General features: G+C 30.1%; 29 protein-coding genes and 1 tRNA gene. 16 read left to right on the top strand and 14 right to left on the bottom strand.

The window, feature by feature from the left end:
- Together Q0941_RS02105 and Q0941_RS02100 are read right to left on the bottom strand one after the other, a co-directional pair.
- A complete protein-coding gene (locus Q0941_RS02105; RefSeq protein WP_299290884.1) occupies positions 1-1,101 on the bottom strand; it encodes a GNAT family N-acetyltransferase in 1,101 nt (366 codons plus the stop codon).
- Positions 1,102-1,116: 15 nt separating this feature from the next.
- Positions 1,117-2,151, bottom strand: a complete 1,035-nt coding sequence (locus Q0941_RS02100) for an N-acetylneuraminate synthase family protein (RefSeq protein ID WP_299290883.1) — start codon at positions 2,149-2,151, stop codon at positions 1,117-1,119.
- A gap of 30 nt (positions 2,152-2,181) precedes the next feature.
- Between Q0941_RS02100 and Q0941_RS02095 the strand changes: the two genes are divergently transcribed.
- The 5 genes from Q0941_RS02095 to Q0941_RS02075 all read left to right on the top strand — a co-directional run bounded on the left by Q0941_RS02095 (position 2,182) and on the right by Q0941_RS02075 (position 6,632).
- Positions 2,182-2,934: a WbqC family protein gene (locus tag Q0941_RS02095; RefSeq protein WP_299290882.1), complete on the top strand. Its 753-nt coding sequence runs from the start codon at positions 2,182-2,184 to the stop codon at positions 2,932-2,934.
- Positions 2,921-3,730, top strand: a complete 810-nt coding sequence (locus tag Q0941_RS02090; protein ID WP_299290881.1) for a glycosyltransferase family protein — start codon at positions 2,921-2,923, stop codon at positions 3,728-3,730. Before Q0941_RS02095 ends, Q0941_RS02090 begins: the two co-directional genes overlap by 14 nt.
- Positions 3,731-3,739: 9 nt before the next feature.
- A complete protein-coding gene (locus tag Q0941_RS02085; RefSeq protein WP_299290880.1) occupies positions 3,740-4,729 on the top strand; it encodes a glycosyltransferase in 990 nt (329 codons plus the stop codon).
- Between the two features lie 37 nt (positions 4,730-4,766).
- On the top strand, positions 4,767-5,498 hold the full coding sequence (locus tag Q0941_RS02080; protein ID WP_299290879.1) for a PIG-L deacetylase family protein: 732 nt from the start codon (positions 4,767-4,769) through the stop codon (positions 5,496-5,498).
- A 75-nt stretch (positions 5,499-5,573) separates the two neighbouring features.
- Complete coding sequence (locus Q0941_RS02075) at positions 5,574-6,632, top strand: radical SAM/SPASM domain-containing protein (protein WP_299290877.1); 1,059 nt, start codon at positions 5,574-5,576, stop codon at positions 6,630-6,632.
- On the opposite strand, the gene Q0941_RS02070 is transcribed toward Q0941_RS02075, so the two are convergent.
- Together Q0941_RS02070 and Q0941_RS02065 are read right to left on the bottom strand one after the other, a co-directional pair.
- Positions 6,633-6,815, bottom strand: a complete 183-nt coding sequence (locus tag Q0941_RS02070; RefSeq protein WP_299290875.1) for a hypothetical protein — start codon at positions 6,813-6,815, stop codon at positions 6,633-6,635.
- Between the two features lie 48 nt (positions 6,816-6,863).
- The gene (locus tag Q0941_RS02065) at positions 6,864-7,943 is read right to left on the bottom strand and encodes a polysaccharide pyruvyl transferase family protein (protein WP_299290873.1); all 1,080 of its coding nucleotides are present in this window, start codon (positions 7,941-7,943) and stop codon (positions 6,864-6,866) included.
- 121 nt (positions 7,944-8,064) lie between these two features.
- Between Q0941_RS02065 and Q0941_RS02060 the strand changes: the two genes are divergently transcribed.
- Complete coding sequence (locus Q0941_RS02060; RefSeq protein ID WP_299290871.1) at positions 8,065-8,988, top strand: methyltransferase domain-containing protein; 924 nt, start codon at positions 8,065-8,067, stop codon at positions 8,986-8,988.
- On the opposite strand, the gene Q0941_RS02055 is transcribed toward Q0941_RS02060, so the two are convergent.
- On the bottom strand, positions 8,985-10,826 hold the full coding sequence (locus Q0941_RS02055; RefSeq protein WP_299290869.1) for a hypothetical protein: 1,842 nt from the start codon (positions 10,824-10,826) through the stop codon (positions 8,985-8,987). The two genes, Q0941_RS02060 and Q0941_RS02055, sit on opposite strands and share 4 nt — an antisense overlap.
- Before the next feature lie 97 nt (positions 10,827-10,923).
- On the opposite strand from Q0941_RS02055, the gene Q0941_RS02050 reads away from it, so the two are divergent.
- Entirely contained in the window at positions 10,924-11,733 is an 810-nt protein-coding gene (locus Q0941_RS02050; RefSeq protein ID WP_299290867.1) for a GDP-mannose dehydrogenase, read from the top strand.
- Here the strand turns inward: Q0941_RS02050 and Q0941_RS02045 are convergent.
- Positions 11,730-12,746, bottom strand: coding sequence for an SIS domain-containing protein (locus Q0941_RS02045; protein WP_299290865.1), 1,017 nt, complete (start codon positions 12,744-12,746; stop codon positions 11,730-11,732). The two genes, Q0941_RS02050 and Q0941_RS02045, sit on opposite strands and share 4 nt — an antisense overlap.
- An 86-nt stretch (positions 12,747-12,832) precedes the next feature.
- Between Q0941_RS02045 and mtnA the strand changes: the two genes are divergently transcribed.
- Positions 12,833-13,894 (top strand): S-methyl-5-thioribose-1-phosphate isomerase, encoded by a 1,062-nt coding sequence (gene mtnA / locus Q0941_RS02040; protein WP_299290863.1) that lies wholly within the window; start codon positions 12,833-12,835, stop codon positions 13,892-13,894.
- Positions 13,895-13,930: 36 nt separating this feature from the next.
- Positions 13,931-14,569 carry a PqqD family peptide modification chaperone gene (locus Q0941_RS02035; RefSeq protein ID WP_299290862.1) on the top strand — a complete coding sequence of 213 codons (639 nt, stop codon included), beginning with the start codon at positions 13,931-13,933 and terminating at the stop codon, positions 14,567-14,569.
- On the opposite strand, the gene Q0941_RS02030 is transcribed toward Q0941_RS02035, so the two are convergent.
- Genes Q0941_RS02030 through Q0941_RS02020 form a run of 3 tightly spaced genes read right to left on the bottom strand, consistent with a single transcriptional unit; the run spans position 14,570 to position 15,923 of the window.
- The gene (locus tag Q0941_RS02030) at positions 14,570-14,968 is read right to left on the bottom strand and encodes a hypothetical protein (RefSeq protein WP_299290860.1); all 399 of its coding nucleotides are present in this window, start codon (positions 14,966-14,968) and stop codon (positions 14,570-14,572) included. It lies immediately after the preceding gene.
- A 43-nt stretch (positions 14,969-15,011) separates the two neighbouring features.
- Positions 15,012-15,659 carry an SDR family NAD(P)-dependent oxidoreductase gene (locus tag Q0941_RS02025; RefSeq protein ID WP_299290858.1) on the bottom strand — a complete coding sequence of 216 codons (648 nt, stop codon included), beginning with the start codon at positions 15,657-15,659 and terminating at the stop codon, positions 15,012-15,014.
- Between the two features lie 24 nt (positions 15,660-15,683).
- Entirely contained in the window at positions 15,684-15,923 is a 240-nt protein-coding gene (locus Q0941_RS02020) for a hypothetical protein (RefSeq protein WP_299290856.1), read from the bottom strand.
- A 119-nt stretch (positions 15,924-16,042) separates the two neighbouring features.
- On the opposite strand from Q0941_RS02020, the gene Q0941_RS02015 reads away from it, so the two are divergent.
- Positions 16,043-16,636, top strand: coding sequence for a hypothetical protein (locus Q0941_RS02015; protein WP_299290854.1), 594 nt, complete (start codon positions 16,043-16,045; stop codon positions 16,634-16,636).
- On the opposite strand, the gene Q0941_RS02010 is transcribed toward Q0941_RS02015, so the two are convergent.
- Entirely contained in the window at positions 16,600-17,091 is a 492-nt protein-coding gene (locus Q0941_RS02010) for a hypothetical protein (protein WP_299290852.1), read from the bottom strand. The genes Q0941_RS02015 and Q0941_RS02010 overlap by 37 nt on opposite strands.
- Before the next feature lie 42 nt (positions 17,092-17,133).
- Positions 17,134-17,208 (bottom strand) — tRNA-Arg (locus tag Q0941_RS02005).
- Positions 17,209-17,252: 44 nt separating this feature from the next.
- On the opposite strand from Q0941_RS02005, the gene Q0941_RS02000 reads away from it, so the two are divergent.
- On the top strand, positions 17,253-18,428 hold the full coding sequence (locus Q0941_RS02000; protein ID WP_299290850.1) for an aminotransferase class I/II-fold pyridoxal phosphate-dependent enzyme: 1,176 nt from the start codon (positions 17,253-17,255) through the stop codon (positions 18,426-18,428).
- Here Q0941_RS02000 and Q0941_RS01995 read toward each other — a convergent pair.
- Genes Q0941_RS01995 through npdG form a run of 3 tightly spaced genes read right to left on the bottom strand, consistent with a single transcriptional unit; the run spans position 18,422 to position 19,731 of the window.
- Positions 18,422-18,823: a pyridoxamine 5'-phosphate oxidase family protein gene (locus tag Q0941_RS01995; protein WP_299290848.1), complete on the bottom strand. Its 402-nt coding sequence runs from the start codon at positions 18,821-18,823 to the stop codon at positions 18,422-18,424. The two genes, Q0941_RS02000 and Q0941_RS01995, sit on opposite strands and share 7 nt — an antisense overlap.
- Positions 18,807-19,040 carry a hypothetical protein gene (locus Q0941_RS01990; RefSeq protein ID WP_299290846.1) on the bottom strand — a complete coding sequence of 78 codons (234 nt, stop codon included), beginning with the start codon at positions 19,038-19,040 and terminating at the stop codon, positions 18,807-18,809. Before Q0941_RS01990 ends, Q0941_RS01995 begins: the two co-directional genes overlap by 17 nt.
- A gap of 19 nt (positions 19,041-19,059) precedes the next feature.
- A complete protein-coding gene (gene npdG, locus Q0941_RS01985; protein WP_299290844.1) occupies positions 19,060-19,731 on the bottom strand; it encodes an NADPH-dependent F420 reductase in 672 nt (223 codons plus the stop codon).
- 50 nt (positions 19,732-19,781) lie between these two features.
- On the opposite strand from npdG, the gene Q0941_RS01980 reads away from it, so the two are divergent.
- Genes Q0941_RS01980 through Q0941_RS01960 form a run of 5 tightly spaced genes read left to right on the top strand, consistent with a single transcriptional unit; the run spans position 19,782 to position 23,701 of the window.
- A complete protein-coding gene (locus tag Q0941_RS01980) occupies positions 19,782-20,405 on the top strand; it encodes a histidine phosphatase family protein (RefSeq protein ID WP_299290842.1) in 624 nt (207 codons plus the stop codon).
- 55 nt (positions 20,406-20,460) lie between these two features.
- A complete protein-coding gene (locus Q0941_RS01975; RefSeq protein ID WP_299290840.1) occupies positions 20,461-20,721 on the top strand; it encodes a heme transporter CcmC in 261 nt (86 codons plus the stop codon).
- Between the two features lie 2 nt (positions 20,722-20,723).
- Positions 20,724-21,155, top strand: a complete 432-nt coding sequence (locus Q0941_RS01970; RefSeq protein WP_299290838.1) for a cupredoxin domain-containing protein — start codon at positions 20,724-20,726, stop codon at positions 21,153-21,155.
- A gap of 49 nt (positions 21,156-21,204) precedes the next feature.
- Positions 21,205-22,731: a cbb3-type cytochrome c oxidase subunit I gene (locus Q0941_RS01965; protein ID WP_299290836.1), complete on the top strand. Its 1,527-nt coding sequence runs from the start codon at positions 21,205-21,207 to the stop codon at positions 22,729-22,731.
- A 13-nt stretch (positions 22,732-22,744) separates the two neighbouring features.
- Positions 22,745-23,701, top strand: a complete 957-nt coding sequence (locus tag Q0941_RS01960; protein ID WP_299290834.1) for a plastocyanin/azurin family copper-binding protein — start codon at positions 22,745-22,747, stop codon at positions 23,699-23,701.
- The last annotated feature ends 3 nt before the right edge of the window (positions 23,702-23,704 follow it).

Genomic DNA, 23,704 nt, shown 5'->3' with positions numbered 1-23,704 from the left:
TTATTTTATCTCATTTTTAGTTACATTATTTTTTGAAATTTTTTTGAATGAAGTTTTAGGATTTTTTAATACTGAAGAAATTTTCATTTTATGATCACTTACTATTTTTGTACACCAAAAATATTTTAATTTTTCACCGCCCCATTTTGATTTGTAAAAATCTATTTGTTTTTCTTTATCATTTTTTGGATTTGGATTTACTCCTGCAACATCAAATGTATTTAGTTCATTTTCTATGCCCCATTTAATTATGTTCCAAGTAAGAAAACTTCCTGCTTCTAAGTCTTTTTTTACAGAATTAACTACACTATGTTGAATAATATTGTCATTGAAAATTAAACAATAAACACCTCCTACTGAAATCCCGTTATTTTTTGCTATGAATAATTTTCCATATCCATTTTCATTAAGATTTTTCCATCTTGCATCTACAAATTTTTTATTAATATCTGATTTTCGTCCTTCTCTTTCCCTTGCCTCAGCTTTTAATTTTGAAAACTCCATTGATGATGAAACATTTTCTGATATTTCAAATTCTAATCCTATTTTTTCTGATTTCCTTACATCGTATCTAGTTTTTTTATTTAATGAATTGTAAAAAATTTCATTTGAAGTTTTAAGATTGCTAACATATGTTGCCCAATTTTCAATTTTATACCCCAGTTTTTCAAATAACTTGATTGAAATATTTTGATTCATTGGTGACGTAGAACCTCGAATTATTGTTACTTTGTTTTCTATAGCAATTTCATCAATTTTTTTTAAAATTTCATGAATTATTTCATTCTGATTACTTTTATCATGAATTATAGGACCATAAAACCAACTAAGTGTTGTACGCAACTTCATTTTTGAAGCAATAATTTTTGTTATTGCGTTTGAATCATCCCAAAATAGATTTTTATGAATTAATACGCATAATTGACCTACAATTTCCTCTCCTGAATTTTTTACAACTATGAAAATCGGAATCGAATCATAAACTTCTTCATAAATTTTTGCCCATTCAGCAATTTGATAAACAGTAGATTCTTGACTTTTTTCTAATAATGTATTCCATTTCTTGTTTGAATCATCAAAAATTTCTGCTTTGAATGACATAATTCAATAATGTTATTACTCCAACATTTCAAATTTTAGAGGTTCTTCAGCAGGAATGTCAACTTTGGCGGTTTTTCCAATTATTTGCTCAATTAAACTAGGTTTCAGTCCGGTTCCTGGCCTTCTAATATCTATTAATTCTCTAGTAATTTTTTGTCCTGATTTGATCTCTTTTAAAGTCACTATGCTTACTCTATTCGTTTGTAAATTTTTCTTTTCTGACTCAGTTGGAAGTTTAGTACCCGAACCTTTTGCTTTTTCTATTAATCTAATAGATTGAATTAATTCAAAATATTGTTCTTTGTCAAGAGCAACAATGTCATCTGGTGAGGGTGAATTTAGAGAACTGTTAAAGTGTTTTTCAATAATATTTGCTCCAATACTTGCAGCTCCTAATGCAATCGTTGATCCAATATTATGATCTGAAAGACCTACTGGAATATCAAATTCTTTTTTCAAAGAAATAATTGCATTAAGATTTGTTTCTTCAGGCTTTGTAGGATAGTCTGAAACGCAATGTAATAATGCTAACTTTTCATTTCCAGTAGAAATTATCGCATCAACCGATTCACGAACTTCATCCAAATTACACATTCCAGTTGACAAAATTATTGGCTTATCTAATTTTGCAACTTCTTTGAGTAACGGCACATGGCATGCTAAATCTGAACCTATTTTAAAAATTGGTAATTTCATTTCTTTCATAATTTCTAAATCTTTAATGTGACTAGGAGCAGAAAAAATTGTTATTCCAATTTTATTTGCATAATTAACAACTTCAAATTGTAATTCTTTAGATAATTCAAATTGTTTAAAAACATCATATTGTGAAACATGACCAGTAGCCTCCATGTTAAAAAAATTATTTTTTGTAGTAATAGTTTCAGCCTCTAATGTTTGAAACTTTACAGAATCTAATCCAATTTCTTTAGCAGAATCAATTAATCGTTTTGCTTCTGTAAAATTTGTAAACAAACCCCCAATCTCAGCAATTGTATAGCATGGAAATCCATCTCCTATTTTTTTTCCATTTAAAATTAATGGCTTCACTGTATAAAAAAAATGGTATCATGTAAATAAATGAAATGCATTCCATCAAAGTTTAATATTGTTGAAAAAAATTGTCATACATTATTGAAAGTTGTTATTCATCAACCAAACTATTTCCCATATTCTGGTTTTTTTCATAAGTTGACGTTAGGTGACTCACTTGTTTTAATGGATAATACTCAATATGATAAGAAATTTACGAATAGAAATAGAATTATTGTTCCAAATGACTGGATTTGGCTATCTGTACCAATTAAAAAGGAACACAAATTTTCACCTAACAAAACAGTTGAAATAAATAATGAAATTGATTGGAAAAAAAATCATTTTACCAAAATCCAAAAATCATATTCAAATTCTAAATTTTTCAATTTGTATAAAGATTATTTGAAAAATCTGTATGAGAAAGAATGGAACTTTTTATTTGAATTGAACTATGAAACAATAACAAAAGTAATGGAATGGCTGGGAATTAAATTAAAAATCTATAAAGAATCCGATTTGAATATTAATGGAAAATCTACTGAACGTCTAGTCAATATTTGCAAATCTATTGGAGCTGATACATATATCTCAGGAATTGGCGGAAAAGAATACATGAATGAAAAATTATTCAATAGTAACAACATTAATTTGGAATATCAAAATTTTACTCATCCAATATATGAACAACATTTTTCAGATTCATTTATTCCCAATCTTTCTATTCTGGATCTTCTATTCAATCATGGACTAAAAAGCCTTGAAATACTAAAAAATTCTCAGAATAATGTTGAAAACTAAAATTACTCCAATAATTCAAGCACGAATGAATTCTCAACGTTTTCCTGGAAAAGCACTCAAAAAAATTGGTAAAAATTCAATGCTATTTCATGTTATTGAACAAACCAAAAATTCAAAATATGTAGATGATGTTATTGTTGCAACAACCCATGCAAAAAATGATAAACAAATAATAGATTTCTGTAAAAAAAATAATATTCAATATTTCTTAGGTTCAAACACAAATGTTCTTGATAGATATTTTAAATGTGCAAGTAAATTTTCATTAGATCCTGTAGTGAGAATAAGTTCTGATTGCCCATTTTTGGATCCTACAGTTATTGACAAGGTCATCAGGAAATATTTGAAAAATTCGTTCGATTATGTTTCAAATAATTTTGAATCTACCATTTCTGGAAATATTAACTCTCTTTGTAATTTTCCTCAAGGTATGGTAGTTGAAATTTCAAGTTACAAAGCATTAAAACGTGCCTGGAAAGAGGCAAAAAAACCATCAGACTTAGAACATGTTTTTCCTTATATTCAATTCAACCCGCAAAAATTTAAGATTTCTAATATTAAAAATAAAAAAAATCTTTCTCATATTAGATGTACTGTAGATCTTCCTCAAGATCTTAAATTCATTAAAAAAATCTGGAAGGAATTTCCAAAAAATAGAAAAATTGTTACAATTAATGATATTGTATCAATAATTGATCTGAATCCTTCATTAATTAAAATTAATAATCATACATCATTTGATGAAGGATATAAAAAATCACTTCTTAAAGATAATAAATTAAATAATAACAAATGAAGATAGAATATGAAATCTTACAATTTTATTTTTGTTGTTGATGGAAATAATAAAATTGGATTAGGCCATGTTTATAGATCTACAAATTTAGCTGATCAACTTATAAAAAATAAGCATAAAGTTCATTTTCTTACTACTGAAAAAATTTCAAAGACTATAATTAGTAGAAAACACAAATGTACTCTTCTTTCAAAAATAAATAATTTAAAATCTATTTCAATTCTTAAATCGTTTAATCCCGACTTAATAATAATTGATAAATTAAATGAAAAAAAAATTAATCTAAAATTTTTTAAAAAATTTGCAAAAGTTGCGTCTATTGATTATGTAGGAAAAAACTATGAACTTATTGATTATGGAATTAACTATCTTTATCCAAGTAGTAAAGTGAAAAATTCATTTTCAGGATTTGAATATGTAATTTTGAATAAAAAATTCACTAGTAAAATTAAAATTAAAAAAAATGTTACCTCAATCCTTGTTCTTCAAGGGGGATCTGATACATACTGTTTTATTCCAAAAATTCTTTCTGCCCTAAATAACTTGGATAATAAATTTAAAATTTCTATAGTACTTGGAGCATCTTTTCAATGTTGGTCAAAATTGAACAAAATTCTATCTGAATCTAACAAAAATATCAAAATTTTGAAAGATATATCTAATATGCCTGTAATAATGAAAAAACACGATCTGGCTATAACTGCTGGAGGAAATACGCTGATGGAATTAGCATATCTTGGAATTCCTTCAATTATTGTTTGTGGTGAGAAATTTGAAAACGAAACCGCCAAACTTATGGAAAAAAAACATTTTGGAAAAAATCTTGGTTTTGGAAATGATGTAAGTTTAAAACAAATTGAAAAATCTGTTCGTGATTTAATGCTGAATTATGATCTAAGACTAAAAATGAATTATTTTGGAAAAAGAGTAGTTGATGGAAAAGGTTCAAAACGTATAGTGACTCTTTTGGAAAATTTTTGTAGACAAAAATCATTATAACAATTATTAACTGAATTTCTATAGTGAAAAATCAATTATGAATATTCTTGTGGTTTGTGCACATCCAGATGATGAAACAATAGGAATGGGTGGTACTTTGAAAAAACTTTCAAAACATCATAATATCAAAGTATTATTTTTATCTGAAGGCATAACTGCTAGAAGAAAATCTGGATATGTTAGTACTCCTCAATATGATATTTCTCATGATGAAATGAAAAAAATGGAAAAAGAAATTCAAACTAGAAAAAAACATGCAAAATCTGCTTTAAAACTTTTAGGAATTAACAAAATTCGTTTTCTTGATTTACCAAATCAAGAATTGGATCAAATTCCCTTATTGAAAATTATTAAAGAAATAGAAAAAGAGATTGAAGAAAATAAAATAACAACAATATTTACTCATCACTACAATGATCTTAATTTAGATCATAGAATTGCTTATGAAGCCACAATTACAGCAGCACGACCAATTCCTGGTTCAAAAATTTCTTCAATCTTCTCATTTGAAATTCCTGCAGCTACTGATTGGAGAAAACCTTATGAGTTTAAACCAAATCTCTATGTAGAAATTACTTCTGAATTAAAATATAAAATTAAAGCACTTGCAGCATATCATTATGAAATTCGAAAATCTCCCCATCCACGTTCTAAAGATATGACTGAAGCTGTAGCAAAGCGTTGGGGAAGTCTTTCAGGCTATAAGGCTGCAGAAGTTTTTGAGATCGTACATTCAAGAACAAGTAAATTTGAGACTTTAACTTTCTAGAATTGAAATGTTTAAGACTTTTTTTCAACTTTTAAACAGAGAATATTAAATATTAATGGAGTAAGATGAAGCAATATGAAAATTAACAAAGGACAATTTAGATTATCAAGTAGAACACAGAATTTTAAATTTGAATTACATAGGGGTCAAGGGCATCTCTTTAGTTACATAAAAAATAGAGTCAAATGGCATCTTTACCCTAGGTTTCATCATGTTCCTAAATTTCCGTCTCATGTAGATGTAGAATTATCAAGCTTGTGCAATCTAAGTTGTCCTATGTGTTATACTACAACAGATGAGTTCAAAAAGAAAATTAACAGAAAACACATGGATTTTGATCTATTTAAAAAAATCATTGATGAATGTTCAGAATATAATTTATTTTCAATAAGACTTAGTTTACGTGGCGAAGCATTTCTTAATGAAAATATCTATGAAATGATTGAATATGCAAAAGATAAAGGCATTAAAGAAGTCTCTACCCTAACTCATGGTGGTTTTTTAGATGAAAAAGGTTTTCAAAAACTTATTGATTTAGATCTTGATTGGTTAACAATTTCATTTGATGGAATTGGAGAAACTTATGACAAAATTCGCTATCCCTTAAAATTTGATGATGCTGTTTCAAAAATTAAAAAATATTCTGAGATAAAACAAAAACGTGGAGTTGTCAAACCTGTAATTAAAGTTCAAACTGTATGGCCAGCTATTTCAAAAAACCCAGAAGATTTTTACAACACATTTAACTCAATTACTGATCAAGTTGCATCAAATCCTCTAATTGATTATCTAGGAAATGATACTGACATTGAATACGAAAATAACTTCACTTGTCCTCAATTATGGGAGAGACTTGTAATTGGTGCAGATGGTACTGTAATGATGTGTTCTAATGATGAATTTGAAGAATACAAATTAGATAACGTGAATGAAGATTCAATTTTCAATATATGGCATGGTAAAAAATTAACTGATGCCAGAAAAATTCATTTAAAACATACAGGAATGACTGATCTTTCTCCATGTAAAAAATGCTATTTACCAAGAAAAACAAAAAGAGATACAACAGATGTTGATGGACGATTAATTGGGATTGATAATTATGTTAATCGTTCTCAAACAGTTGGAAAATAATTATTGTTTACTATCTTTATTTTCTATTACTGAAATTGCAAATTCTATTGCCCATTTAGCTCCTTCGTAATATTGAAAGAGATCATCCATTTTTCTGACTTCATATTTCTTTGAAAAAGATTCACAGTCTCTTTTTTTACTATTTAGTTTTTCAAGAATTTTTTCTAAATCATCATCTTCCATAAACTATCAAACATATTCTGATTAATAACATTATTTTATGAATTTTAATTAAGGAATCGATTCAATCCAAGGTTTCATTACTTGCTGAAATGTTTGATCAAACATTTTTGGGATACCAACATATCTCCTAAAATATGATTGGTTCTCCTCTTCTAAGAAATTTTTAACCTTTTTAGGAATCTGCATATCTGCAGCCATTATTCGTTCTCTACCCTTATGTGTAGCAAAATGAATTTTCTTCTTTAATCCTTCCATTATTTTGAATGCATCAAATCCTCCAATCCCTACTGTATAACTGAACCCAGTACCTCTACCATCTTCATGAAGTAGAACTGAAGGGTTTCGATTTCTTAAAAAGAAAATATGTGCATGTAATCTATAGCCCACATGTAAATCACATTCTTTATAAAATTCAATTTTTTCTAAATCCTTTGATACGTCTCGTACTTCAAATCCTATTTGTTGTCCATATTTTCCAACTTCATCGTCTTCTAAATTCAATCCACTATGCATTGCACAAATTTTTGTAGCATTTGGATAAAGTTTTTCTAACATCTTCATTGTTTCCATAGCCTGTTTATTGAACCATGGTGCATGTGGTGTTGTAAATACAATTTTTTTGATTTCTCTTTTTCGATTCATTTCTTTTCCCATCATGTCAAAATCATACCATGCAATATCTCCACCCATTACAACATTAGAAATATTATGATTTTTCAAAACTTGACATGTAAAATAGTCTCTACAAAGAACTGTTTCCACCTGATTTGCAATATATTGCAAAAATTTTCTTGTTTTTGGAGAATATTCAAGTGTTTTAACGGTATTATAATCACCAGGAAAGCCTTTCCATCCTGCACCTAAAGGAAAAATAGGTACTTTGATCTGCTTCAAATCTTTCACTAATCTATAAGTTTCAGGATACATGCCTGGATCTCTTATTGCAAAATGAGGAATAATCATCGCATCACACTCATTAATCTCTTTCAAATTATCTTGAAGATCTTTTTGCATAGGAAATTCAATAATTTCAACATCTCCTTTAATTTCTTTAATGATTCGTTTAGCTGATTTAGAAATTAAGTAATCCCCAACATTCGTACTAGTTGGAATTGTAATTGCATACATTATATTTCATGAAATTAGTGTAGTACATAATCTTATTGTGGGATTTTGTCTACAAATTGTTAAACTTTAATTTTGTAAACATGCCACTAGATTATTAAACTTCTTAGTATCAGGATTAGCATTGGATACAAATGGCCAAATCTTAAAAAATTTCTTAAATCTATATTGGCTAAGACCTGAAACTGCAATTTGGAGAACACTTGATGCTATTCAAATGAAAAATATTGCTTTTCAAAAACCCCTTCTTGATGCAGGATGTGGTGATGGAAGTTTTAGTTTTACTCTTTTCTCAGGTGAAACTTCTAAATCATTTGATGTTTATTCTACAATTTCAAGTACTAAGGATTTTTTTTCTGGAAAAGATATTCATAATCAGAATTCATTTGTAAAACCGAAAATTACTAAAAAATCATCTCTAAAAATTAATGTTGGAATGGATTGGAAATCAAATTTACTTGATAAAGCAAAATCTTATGGCTTGTATAATAAATTAATAAAACATGATATGAATAAAAAATTTCCTTTTGAAGAAAATTCATTTAATTCAGTTTTTAGTAATGTTTTGTATTGGCTAAAAGATCCTATTTTTTCTCTATCTGAAATAAATAGAATTTTAAAAAATAATGGACAAGTTATAATTTTTGTTCCAGATAAAAAATTTCAAAATTTTTTAATTTTTAATCATTTTCTAAAAACCAAATCCAAATGGGCTAAAATCTTAGATAGAGGCATTCATGATAATATTAAACACTGTTACACAAATCAGGAATGGAAGAAGATTTTTTCTACTTCTGGATTTGAGATTTCACATCATTCAACACATCTATCCAAAAATTTAATTAAATTTTGGAGTATTGGATTACGCCCATATAGTCCATTTTTAATAGAAATGGCAAATAAATTAGATAATCTGGAAAGGAAGAGGATTAAGAATAGGTTAATCAATGAATTATATCCTCTATTTCGCTCTTACATTGATTTTGAACTAAGCAGCCCTTCAAAAAACAATTGTTTTCATATGTATGTTCTAAAGCCTAAAAGTTAATTGTCAAATAAGATCTTTTCAAAATCAACTTTCTTATTTTCATTAAAATAATTTTCTACAAATTTTTTTCTTTTTTCTGAATCATCTGTTCTCCAAATTTCATCTTTTTTTAATGAATTTATTGCATCATCAATTTTTTCAATACTAACAAGTTTAACTATTTCTGAATTGATTAATTCTTCATATGTTTCATTAAATTTTGATTGAATTTTATCATTAATCACATCTATCATAATTATAGGTTTTTCAAATAATGCAGCTTCTGTACTTACAGTTGATATTGGTAAGATAGCAACAAGATCACACAAAACAAAATCTTCAACTAATGTGTGTTTACTTAAAAGGAAATTGTTTGTAGGATACATCTTTCTTAATTCTTCTAGGTTAAAGTCGTCACCAGGGTGTGTTCTAATTAAAAACTGAATATCATCTCTATTTTTAAATTTTTCAAAAATTTCATCCAATAATATTTTATCAGGATTATTTTTGAAATATAGAAATCTAAATGATAATGGAATTAAAACAGTTTTTTTATTTTGTATAGAATATTTTTCTTGTAATTCTTCTTTTTTCAAATTATGTTTAATTTCGTCTAAATTATAGTATGCTGGATTTCCTATTTCTATAACTTTGTCTTTCGGATATGTTCCAATCTCCGTTAATAATTTTTTGTAATAATTCCCAAATACTAATGTTATATCTGGTATAATATTTCCAAGTTTATTTTTTTCATTGAAAATCTCTCTAAAAATATAATCTCCACTATCTGAAGGAATTAATCCATGTTGAATTCCTACTGTCTTAATTCCAAGTTTTTTTGCACTTAATTCAAATGCTTTTGCATAAGGTCCAGTTTCATATACCTGAATAATCATTTTTGGCTTGATTTCTTTAAGAAAATCTTCAATTTCCAAGAGTAAATTAGTGTATGTAGGTAGGTTTGGCTCAAAAAAGATTTCATCCACAAATTCTTCTAAAAATTCCCAAAATGAAATTTCTTTATACTTAAAAACATCATTTAATCTATTTTCTTTGAATTTTTTATATTGATTTTTTATTCTATCTAAGTTTTCTTTTGATTTTTTTACATTCTTTTGTTTTAATAAAATCTCAATGGGAATCCAATGATTTTCAGTTTCTAATCTTTCTTTCAAAATTTCAGTATTTCCTCTGAATGTATAATCTAAATCAATACACAAAATAGGAAATCTTTTTTTTAAAAAATCTACAAGAGGCTGTATGAAAAATTCTTCATTTTCTGCTTCCTGTTTTTGTATATTATATCTACTTCGTCTATAAATTCCAGGAGATGTAAAAATTATTGAATTTTTTTTAAATTGAGTATTTTTTTGGAATTTGTTATAAATTGATATTCTATTTTCAATTTTTTTATTTGTGATATTTTTATAACCTTGTTTTTTTACGAAATTTTTTGAAGTACTTATTAATTTCTCTTTAAAATTGTTTGAAAATACTTCATATTGGATTTCTTTAAATTTACAAAAATTTTCAATTATTTTTTTATTTTTTAATTTTGAATCAATTTTTACATTAGTGATATCATAACTATCAAAAAATAAAAATAATCTTTCAATTAAGATTGTTGATTCCTTAAATTTTGAGTGAATAATTGGTGATATAAACCACCAATATGAAATTTCATCTACTGCAAACCATTCTAAGATTGTTTTGTCACCAACTATGGTTGATGGAATTTTGAGAAATTCTTTCCCATGTTTGTAATGAGCAAACTTTGCAAGATCATCCAAATCAAGCAAAATTTTTTCATTATTTTGAACCATATGTTCTATGTGTTCATAGATCTCTAATTGTACCAAATCTTACCTACTTTCAAATTAATCTATTTAAAACAATTTTTGTAGATAAATTAATTTCAGATTGATTAATTTATGACTATTTTTTTACTGAGTACAATTGAATCAAAAAGATATTGTAGCTGGATTAGGCGAAATTGGAAATCCCATTCTCAAGTTACTATCTAAAAATTCGATATCAATTGGCTTTGATATTGATAAAAAATTAATGAACATTAAAAAATTTGAGAAATACGCAAATGCTCAAACCAAATTCCTTCATATTTGTATCCCATTTGGCAAAAATTTTGAAAAAAACGTTCTTAATTTAGTTGATCAATTTTCTCCTTTGATAGTTGTAATTCATAGTACAATTTCTCCATATACTACTTCAAAACTTCAAGAAAAACTAACTGTTCCAGTAATCTATAGCGCAACAAGAGGAATCCATCAAAGAATGTTATCTGATTTAAAAAAATATACAAAATTTTATGCAATTGAAAAATCTGCCCCAAAATCTTCTTGGGCATCTAATGAGTATAGAAAATTACTGAAACTTTCAAATGTAAAATCAAGAAAAGTATCTTCCCCAATTACGTTAGAATTGGCAAAAATTGTTTGTGATACATCATATTATGGTTGGCTGATAAATTATGCTCAAATTAGCAATATGATTGCAAATGAACATAAAGTTGATTATGATGAGATGTGGTCATTTTCAGATGAAATTCACAAATTTTTGGGTAATAGACCAAAAATGTATCCCGGCTACATTGGAGGTCATTGTGTTATTCCAAATCTTGATTTAATTCATCATCAAACATTAGATCTTATTAAACAATTAAATCAAAATTATCTTAAAAAAACCCCTAAAGCAAAATCAATCAATAAAAAATATACAAAATCAAAAAAACAATCTTATGATGTTTAAGATTTTAATTTTTGTTTAACAAAATCAATTGGTTCCACAGGTGATGGATCAATTTCTAATGAAATTGCTTTGTAAATTGAAGTATAATCTAAGAAATAAATCAAATTAATTAATTTTGAAAAAATACCACCTTTTATCGAATCAATTTCTTTAAATTCAATATTTTTTTCATGAAAGAATTCCTTTAAAATATTCCATCTTTCTTTTGTTTTAGAATGATCATCTGCACCTTTGATTAAAATGGGTTGAATTTCAGATTTTTTGCTCCATGCAACAATTCCGTTATGACAAGCTTCGATCACATCTTCAGTGATTGCATGCATTTTTGCATTTTCTTGTAATGAATTTTTAAATCTGATTGCTGCAGCTTCAAGTCCCCATGGATAATAAATTAATGGAATTTTTGTAATCCATTGTGATAAATCTAATGCCGGATTTTCATTAACTAAATTTTCTGAAAAAATTTTCTCTTTTTGTTTTTCTAAAATATTAATAGAATTTTTGATGTCTATTTTATCAATTGGTAAAACTGATTCAAATACTTGCATCATTGAATAAAGGAAGGTAGGAAATGAAGCACGAGGAGAATGTATCATAGAAATTTTTCTATGATTTATTTGATTCTGATCACAATATTGCTGAATTTTTCCTCCATCGGAAAATGCGATAATTTTTGCTTGAAGTGAATTTGAATCATTTAAAATTCTTAATGTTTCTTCAGTATTTCCTGATACACTTGTAGTAACTACAATCGTGTCAGAATTTACAGTTTTAGGTAATTGATAGCCTTTTACTACATCAACATGAATATCTGTTTTTGATAAAATAGATGCAAAAATATCTCCAATGGCTCCAGAACCCCCCATTCCAGCAAAAACAATGTGTGAAACATTGTCAAAATCTACTTGTTCAAGTTGTTTTTCATATTGATTTCTGGCGATATTTGGCCATTCATCATATACTCTGTACATTTTATTAGAATCAAATTTTTCTAACTGATTAATTGTTAACAAGTAACAAAGTGTAATTCTACAAAAATAAATATTTGATGTCTATTTTTGAGATTGATTTAAAATATACTTTATTTTGTTAATTTTTAATGAGTCAAATTTCTAATGACATGAAGTCTTTACGTACAGTTGAATGGAAAAATAATAAGGTAATAATGATTGATCAAACAAAGTTACCAAATGAACTTACATTTGTTGAATATGATGATTTTAATCAAGTAGCTATTGCAATTAAAACTCTAGTGGTTAGAGGTGCACCTGCAATAGGTGTTTCTGGTGCATTTGGAATGGCACTTGCTGTATTACAGAGTGAAGCTAAAAACAAGGACGATCTCATTAATGATTTGAAGAAAGCAAAGGAGATTTTATTTGCAACAAGACCTACAGCTGTTAATCTTGGATGGGGTTTAGAAAAAATTATGACAATCGCACAAACTGGAAATTCGATAGATGAGATAAAAGAACTTGTTATTTCTACTGCCAAACAAATGGCAGAAGAAGATATTGAAATTAATAAAACCATGGGTAAAAATGGTTCTGTTTTATTTGATGATAATGATACAATTATGACACATTGTAATGCCGGAGCTTTAGCTACTGTTGCTTATGGAACTGCATTAGGGGTTATTAGAGCTACCAAAGAAAGTGGAAAAAATGTAAAAGTTATTGCTACAGAAACTAGACCAATTCAACAGGGTTCAAGGTTAACCGCATTTGAATTAAAACATGATGGATTTGATGTTAGTTTAATTCCTGATACAGCAGTTGGATATTCTATGGCTAACGGTCTAGTTAACAAAGTTGTTGTGGGTGCTGATAGAATTGTAAAAACTGGTCATGTTTTTAATAAAATTGGAACATATCAAGTTGCTACTATGGCAAAACAACATGGCATTCCATTTTATGTTGCAGCTCCTTTATCGACAATTGATTTGGAAAGTAAAGCTGAAGATGTTATTATCGAGATGAGAAAAGGAACTGAAGTAACTGGTGTAGGCGATACTAAAACAGCTCCAGATAATATCAATGTCATAAATCCTGCATTTGACATGACTCCTCCTGAACTAATTGCAGGAATAATTACCGAAAAAGGAGTAGCACAGCCTCCATTTGAAGAATCCATAGAAAAATTATTTGAAGCTAATAAATAGAAAGTTTTTATTGTTTTTCAAACTGCTTCAAACAATATGAGTACAGTAACTTCTCAATCAGTAGAAGATTCATTAAAACAATGTATGGATCCAGAAGTCCCACTCAATATTGTTGAAATGGGATTGATCTATGGTATTGATGTTGCTGAAAATAATGATGTAAATATTAAAATGACTATGACTACCCAAGGATGTCCTTTACATGAAACCCTTGTTTCAGATGCTACACGATTTGTTAAAAAAGTACCTGGAGTAAATAATGTCAACATCGAAATTGTTTGGGATCCTCCTTGGTCAATGGATAAAATGTCTGAAGAGGCTAAGATAAAAATCAAAAATATGGGTGCTGGTATGAATACTCCTGCTCCAATAAATTATGAAACCGCTTTACCTCAGGGTGTTGGAAAATTGGTTCAACAAGAAGATGGCTCTATGGTTTTAGCAAATGAACATGAACAGGGTTTTATGGTTAATCAAGCTATTGTTGATTTCTGGAAATCATGTAATGGTCAAAGAAAAGTTACAGAACTTGTGGAAATCTTTGCACAACAAACAGGACTACAAAGAAACCAAGTTGAAAAAGAAGTTATGCAATTATTACAACAGCTTCGTGATGGAGGTTTAATCGCCATTGCTGGTCAGCCTGATACTCCGAATGTGGAATTTAAAAAATAATTAATCTAGTCCTTGTTTAGGTCTACCAACTTTTTTCTTAGTCTTTGGTCTACCAACTTTACGTTCTTTTCTAATTGACTTTGTTTTTTCTTTAAAGTCCATTCCTTTTTCAAATAATTCCCATATGAGAATCTTTACTAATTTGGAAATTTTTTGTTCAAGATTTGCTTGATATTCAGGACTTTTTAGAATTTCACCCAAATTTTTTCCACCCACTTTGATATCTTTTTCTTCAAGTGCATCAGCAATCAATTCTTTACCTAAAGTTAATCCAACGTAAAATTTTACTCCTGAACGAATAATTTCGTTATAACTTAATCCATATTGTTCTTTAATTCTCTCAATTTCCTCAAATTCATCATCAGGAAATCTAGCTCTTAATGTATTCCAATCTGTCATATTTTCTGTGATTTTTATTAATTAATAACTTCTTAGGTAATTACTAAAATACATAATTTGAATTTGCACCATCAAAGTTTATTGTAACTCCTGAAAGATACTTAATCTTATTTTCTACAATGGATTTTACAAAATTTCCTATTTCTTTTGGTTCACCCAACCTTTTCATTGGTAATGTTTTCATAAATTCCTCTACATTGTCTATCAATTCTTTTGTTCTATCTGTATTAATTGGACCAGGTGCTATGTTGATACAGCTAATTTGATTTTGAGCATATTCCTTACTTAACACCTTGAAAATTTCTGAAAATGCAGTTCTATATGCTGATGAAATAATTAATTTAGCATTTGGTTCTTTGATAACACTTGAACTAATCAAGAAAATATATCCTCCATCGTTAATTTTGATATTTTGCAATATAGTACAAAATCCCAAAAATAATTGATTATGATATTTCATCCAGTCTTCTTCAGTAATTTCTGAAAATTGTTTAGGAGCTGGACCACCTGTATTTAAGACAAGAATATCTGTTTGATTATAATCCTTCACAAAATTTCTAACACTATCTAAGTTTGAAGTGTCAATTTCATTCTTTGATGTTGCAACCACATCTACATCAATTGAATCAAGTGCTTCAGATATGGCTCTTCCAATTCCTCTTGAACCCCCTAAAACAATTGCTTTTGACATACAGTATCAATAATTTTTGGATAATTAAATTTCTTTAATTTCAGTAATTGTTCCTTGAACAGAATCCATCTTTACTATTGCTCGTTTTTCTAGCCATCCCAATGCCACATACCAATCACCTGCATCATCATCATATTTTGTTTCCAAAGTCTTTGTTTCTTCAGGTTTGATATTGTATTCTTTAGCAATTCCGGATACAGCAAGAGCTATTGCATCTTTTTCTTTTTCTAGCCTTCTCTTCATTAACCCTATTCCAGGACTCATAATCTTTCTTCTATTCTTCATGTAATATAGTTAATTAATAAAATTAGGCTTGGAGTGTATTTTTCCAAATTGATATACTTACAATATTTCAAATATTCCTTATTCAAAGTGCAATCACAATGAAATTGATTCAAAGAATTTCAAAATCAACTTTAACAAAACCTAACACACTGCTATCATTTGTCTCAATTTTGGCAGTTATTGGTCCTATCATTGTGGTTTCTGCCGGATTTTGGGATGCTATTTCTCATCTTCAAAATGAGCCAGAGTTCTTTTGGAGTACTCCTCACATTGTAGTCTATACAGGAGTAACAATTTCTTCAATTGGCGCAGTTTTAGGAGGTATTCTACTTTACAAAAAATCTGTTTCTGGATTTCTAAAAACTGGAATCCAACTTGTAATAATTGGATCTATTATCCAAATTATTTCTGGATTTGGTGATTCTTTGTCTCATGATCTTTTTGGAATTGACGGACTAGTCTCTTGGTCTCATCAACCTCTTGAATTGGGACTTGTATTGGCATCACTTGGTGCTGTTTTCATTATTAAAAATAGAGAGCATACAAAACTTCGATTTATACTACCATTCTCAATAATTGCATTTTTATTTTTTACAATTTGGTTGGCATTTAATCTAGTTTTGATAATTGGTCATACTATCCAATGTATTCCTGTTTATGAAATATTTTCATCAGGCTGCGCCATATTGTAATTTCTTAGTTTAAAGTAAGACATTATTATCAAAGTAATAGAACCTACTAGAATCAAAATTCCTGCTGGAATCATTTCTTTAGAATTTGTATCACCTAATTCAAGTTGAATGTAAACTGAATTTTTTGAAATATTTGTAATTTTTATTGTATGTATGCCATTTGTATTATAATCAAAATATCCTACAGATAATTTTGTTTGAATTTTCTTTTCTTCAAGAATATTCTCATTTGGATCTAATGTTTGAACAAAAATCTCTTCACCATCAAATTCAGGCATGAATACTCTGTAAAATCCAATATCACTTCCTATAAAACTAGATTTAATCTCAAATGACGTACTTTGTTTAAGACTTACTTCATCATGAACTCTTTCATTATTTTCAAAAATTACTGCAATCCAAATACTTCCTGAAACTACTAAAATTAATCCTATTTTGAATAATGATAGTTTCACTTCATCAACAATGAAAAACACTTGATTAATAAGATAATCTAAAGGGCTCGGAGGGCTTCGATCCCTCGACCTGGCGGTTCGAAGCCGCCCGCACTATCCAGGCTGTGCAACGAGTCCAAAAAAGTAAGACTTTAACGGGCCTAAATATCTGTCTAGATACTTTGAAGGTATCAAAAAAAGTAGCAGGAGTAGAGTATGCCATTAGGGATATTGTTCTTGCAGCACGTAAAGTCCAAGAAAAAGGAATGCAAGTAGATTATCTTAACATAGGTGATCCTGTACAATTTGGTTTTCAACCACCAAATAATGTCAAACAAGCATTAATTGATGCAATCAACAAAGGTGAAAATTACTATTCAACTTCTGAAGGTTTACTAGAACTAAGACAAGAAATTGCTAAAAAAGAAAATGCAAAAGGCTTGTCCATTTCTGCTGATGAAATTCTAGTGACAAATGGTGTATCTGAAGGCTTGGACATGGTCATATCTTCTATTGTTGAAGAAGGTGATGAAGTTCTGTTACCTGGTCCTTATTATCCTCCTTATGCATCCTATGTTCGACTCCATGGAGGAATTCCTGTAGAATTTGGAGTTGATTTGAATAATTCAACACCAGACATTGATGATATAAAATCCAAAATTACTCCAAAAACAGTTGCAATTTGTTTAATCAGTCCAAACAATCCTACTGGTGTTGTCTTTAATGAAAAATCACTCAAAGAACTAGTAAACATTGCAAATCAACATAATCTGTACATAATCTGTGATGAAATCTATGATCAAATTATCTTTGATGAAAAATTTGTAGGAATTGGCAAAGTTGCAGGTGATTCTCCAGTTATAGTTCTAAACGGATTTTCTAAAGTCCATCTAATGTCAGGATGGAGAATTGGATATATTGCATTTAATCAATCACCAAAATTACTGGCAATTCAGGAAAATCTGCCCAAATTAGCTAGAGTTAGAATTGCAACCAGTCTTCCAGTTCAACATGCTGCATTAGAATCTCTTCGTGGTCCACAAGACTATGTTCAGGGTTTTGTTTCTGAAATTAAAAAGAGAAGAGATCTTGTAGTTAAACGACTTAATGAAATGCCTGGAATCTCATGTCCAAATCCTAAAGGAGCATTTTACGCATTTCCAAAAATTGAAGACAACAAGTTTGGCTCTGACAAAGAATTTGTTACAAAACTATTGGAATCAAAAGGTGTTTTGACTGTTCATGGTTCAGGATTTGGCGAACAATATGGAAGTGGGCATTTTAGATTAGTTTATCTTCCAAGTTTAGAAATTTTAGATTCTGCAATGAACAAAATTGAAGATTTTGTTAGTCAATAACTCCACAATGTCAACTTTTCAGGAATAATTTCAATTATACAATCAGTATCTTCAAGCAATTCTCTTGCAGATTTTTTATTCAAAGTTGTAAAATATCTTAAAAGAATTTTTTTTGCAATCCGTTTCATTTTAGATTCTTCTAAAATCAAATTGGCTTTACCTTGACCCATAACACCATAGATATTTGGTGCATTAACTCCTGTATCAATACAAAATGAAATTTTTTTATTTTTTTTGATATTTTTTGCTTTTTGTGTTCTAGTGTTTGTTCCAATATAGAATTTCTTTGCACTGTACAAATACCAAACAGGAACAATATGTGGAGAATTATTTTTTCCTAATGTAGCTAAACGCAAAATTTTTTGTGATTTTAAAAATTCATCTTTTTTGGTCATGCTTTCTAAATCCTAATGCTACCATAAAAACTCCAAATCCAATCATTGCAACTGAAACTTTTTCATTTGTTATTTCTCCATTTACCATAAAATCTATGACAAATTCAATACCCCAAATTAGTAACTGCTGAATGAGAACTATTCCTCCCATCACACAAAACATTATGCCTATGGCAGTAAACCAATTTTTGCCTCGTCTATAATATTCGTGGCTCATAATAGTCAGAATTTCCGACTTAGATAATTTTTATTCCAGGATTTTTTATCTTGTTTTGAATCATTGCATTTAGAAGCAATGGTGTTGACATTTCTGCAAGATATGAAAGCTCAATTGGACCCAAGTAAATTGAACGGAGTCCTTTGATTTCATCAATTAGTGTATTAACTGAATTTACAGCTTCCTTGTCATCTCCACAAACAAAAATGTCATAATCTAATTCCAATGTTGGGTTGACAAGTTTTTTCTCTGAAATTACGTGAAATGCTGAAACTAGTTTTGATTTATCTTTCATGTGATTTGAAACAAGTTTGTATGAAAATGGTTTATTGTCTTTAATTGATACACATTCAAAACCAACATCTGTTTTTGTCATTGGAACAATTGGTGAGACAACAACACAACTATCTTTTATTTCTGAAAGAATTCCTGAACACACAGTATCAATATTTTCATATGGAATTGATAAAATCAAAATATCACTTTCTTTTGCAACTGAAACATTATCGTTTCCCGAAATTGTTCCTTTAATTTCTCCAAATGCTTCTTTTGCAAGATTTGTATACTCAGAAGCAGATTCAGCTGCTCTTGCAGCATCTCTAGAGCCAACTATTACATCATGATTTTGTGACCATCTTAGAGCAAATCCTTTGCCCATTCCACCTGTTCCACCAATAATTCCAACTTTCATAATATACCTCTGATAATGTTATTATTATCTCTATTTGAAATTTGAGCAATATGGGACAAATAATTTTCCTTAGACATGGTCAGGCAAAAAATAACACTGAACGTATTCTTGCAGGAAGAACTGAAGGTGTTCCATTAACAGATACTGGTGTAAAACAGGCAGAACATACTGCTGAATTACTTGAACACATGAATATTTCTGCAATTTATTCAAGTCCTATTCAGAGAGCAAAACATACTGCAGAAATTGTTGGAAAACATAATTCTATTGATGTATCTATTGATGAAAGATTAATTGAACTTGATATGGGAAAATTTACTGGAATGGCTTATGATGAAATTTTTAACAGTCATGGTAATGTCTTTATGAAATTCTATAATGGAGAATTAGAAATTGCTCATAATGGTGTTGAGACTTTCTCTCAAGTAAAATCTCGTGTTCTAGGAATTGTTGATCATGTTCTTGAAAAACATCCTGATGAAAACGTGGTTCTTGTAACTCATATGGATCCTATCAAAGCAATGCTATCTACAATTGTAGAACTCTCTCCGACAAATCTCTTTGAACTAATTATTGCAAATGCATCTCTCAATATCTTTAGAGAAAAAGATCGAAAATTTTCCATTTCCGGACTTAATGTAATGCACCCTTCAAGATTCGATCAGGGTTGGTAACTAGTAATCTTGAAAACCCTTAAATAGAAATCAAAGGTCACGACAGTCAATCGCTATGAAGTGGATGGTCGGATTATTCTTAGTAATGGCAGTTTTAGTTATAATTCCTGCTTTAGAATCAGCCTTTGCTGCTGGAGATGAACCAGGAGAATATCTTGATCGTAGAGTGATTATTTGGAACTTATTCTTTAGAATGATGACTGTTGCATTTACAGTAGGTGCAGTAGTATCTGGAACAATTATTTGGTTAGTTTGGAGATTTAGAGAATCTCATCCAAAAGCAAAACCAACACCATATGAGGGTACGGACTGGTAGAAATGGGTGGACACTCTAATTGGCCTGAATGGATTTACGTTGGAATCGTAATTGCATTAATGACTTGGGTAGGTGCAGAAGCATGGGAAGCAGAAAGACTTGTTGAGCACGTTCCTGAAGATGCCAAAGTAATCAAAGTAACTGGACAACAGTGGTTCTGGACTTTTGAACATGAAGATGGTACAAAAGAAATAGGTGAGCTACATGTTGAAAAGGGTAAAGCTTACAAATTTGAAGTGATGGCAACAGATGTTAACCATTCATTCAATATTCACGATTATGTAGTTTTGATAGATGCTATTCCTGGTAGAGTCAATACCGTTTGGTTTGCACCAGATAAAGTAGGAGAACACGATATCCAATGCAGAGAATACTGTGGATTAATTCATTATAACATGAGAGGAAAATTAATTGTGGAGGAACCATCATCTTGACAACGCTTTTATCACAAATTCCAAATGTACTAAATGGAGAGATTAACTAATGGTTCTAGAATTACAAAAACCACGTCCAATTTGGCAAATTATGTTCTCAACACATCACACTGATGTTGGATTACTTTATCTCATTTCATCATTAGGATTCTTATTCTTAGGTGGTGCTTTGGCACTTGCAATTAGAGCAGAACTCTTCTTGCCTGGAGCTCAAATAATTGCTGATGCAATGACATTCAACAGAATCTTTACTGTTCACGGAACAACGTTGATCTTCTTGTTTATCATTCCATTTGCATCTGCCGTTGGTAACTACTATGTTCCAATTATGGTCAGATACAAGGATATGGCTTATCCAAAACTTAATGCAATTGCATTTTGGATGATTCCTCCATCTGGAGCACTAATCTGGTTAGGATTTGCAGACTTTACTTGGTATGCAACTCCACCGTACTCAATTATCAGTGCACCCGGTCCTGCTGCTGACATGTGGATATTTGGATTAAAGATTCTAGGTATATCGTCAGTTCTGGGAGCGATAAACTTTGTAGTTACAATTCTAAAATGTAAACATCCGGATATGTCCATTGGTCAAGTCCCATTACTTGCATGGTCATTCTTGTCTTCATCATTGATTATTCTTGTTGCAATTCCAACATTTGCAGCTGCACTTTTGATGTTACTTACTGATAGACTTGGTGTAAGTGGATTCTTTAATCCTGCAATGGGAGGAGATCCAATTGCATATGCACACTTGTTCTGGTTTACTTTCCATCCAGAAGTCTATGTCTTGGTAATTCCTGCAATTGGTATGATGTATGAAATAATTCCAAGGTTCTCTAGAAAACCAATCTTTAGTTACAATTCTGGTGTCTTTGCATTTGTTCTATTATCTATTGTCGGTTTCTCATCATGGGCACACCACATGTATGCAACCGGAATGTCATTTACAGAAAAAACTGTTTTCATGGTAGGTACTCTGGCTGCTGTTCCAGCATCTGCAATGCACGTATTCAACTTTGTTGCAACAATGTGGAATGGTAGAATTAGATTCTCAACACCAATGATGTGGGCCGTTGGAGGAATTGCATTATTCTTCTCTGCAGGTGCAGGTGGTGTCGTTAACAGTGCAATGCCATTAGACTTTACAACACACGATACTTACTGGGTAGTTGGTCACTTCCATCTCTTTGTGATGGGAACAATTGCATTTGGTTCCATTGGTTACTTGTACTACATGTTCCCATACGTAACAGGTAGAATGTACAATGAGACAATGGGTAAGATTCACTTTATCTTATCATTCATAGGAACAATACTGGTATTCTTCACACAACACGTACTTGGTTTGTACGGAATGCCAAGAAGAATTTTCGATTATCCACCAATCCCAGAATGGATTGCTATGAACCAAATTGCATCAGTAGGTGCAATGGTAATTGGTGTCAGCATGGCCATCTTCTTGTATAACATGATTTACAGTTCTGGCAAAGGAAAACTTGCAGACACAGACGATCCATTCGGTCTTGGAGGCAAGTACTACTATCCATTTGAGGCAAAGAACCCATCACACTAGGAGAAAATGAAAAATGAGTCACGATAATCAAGAATTTTACAGAACTACTCCAGGCAGAACTGGAAAAATGATGGCAATCATGTTAGGTATCTGTATTGTTGGCGGTGCAATCTTCTTTGGACTATGGGACTACTGGATTTCAGAACCAGCCCCAGTTGTAGCAATGATGGCAGGAGATTCTGGACCAACTGAAATAGCAGTCCATACTGGTGCAACAATCACATCTGATCTTTCATTTATCGAATCTTCAGACTTTATCACTTTGGCATTTAATGCATTGCCAGGTGAGCCTGACAATAATCCAACTATCAACATGGAAGTTGGTGACAAAGTAATCTTTAATGTAGTAAATGATGGAGTATCATTCCACGCATTTGGTGTAACTAAAGACACTGAAGGCTTTGGTGGACTCATTCCAGGTTCAGAAGTTGCATCACCAGCAAAGCCACTAAAAGCTGGTGAAAGCGGAACTTCAGAATTTATCGCAGGTGAAGAAGGTGTATACTATTACATCTGTACAGTTCCAGGTCACAGAGAACAAGGAATGGTTGGAAAAATCATTGTAGGTGATGTTGCTGTTGAAGAAGAAGTTATGGAAGCAGCACCTGAACCAATGAAAGAAGCAGAACCAATGGAAGAAAAAGAACCAGTTTCAACTGAACCAGTTGCATATGAAGGCTCAATTTCACTCCCAGAAGGCTCTGGAGTTCCTGGATGCCAAGAAACCAATGAATGCTATATTCCATATCACGTAACTGCATCTGCAGGAACCGAAATTGTTTGGACAAATGATGATACAGCAGCTCATACAGTTACAAGTGGAAATCCTCAAGATGGCCCTGATGGACTATTTGACAGTAGTATACTTGCTGGTGGACTTACATTTTCTGTAACACTAGATGAGCCAGGAGAATACCCATACTATTGCATTGTTCATCCTTGGATGCTCGGTAACATCACAATAGAATAGAAA

It is taken from the genome of Candidatus Nitrosopumilus sp., from assembly GCF_028278985.1.
Classification (GTDB): domain Archaea; phylum Thermoproteota; class Nitrososphaeria; order Nitrososphaerales; family Nitrosopumilaceae; genus Nitrosopumilus.
Note: the sequence above shows the minus strand (reverse complement) of the source record. Positions and strands in the feature narration are given on the sequence as shown.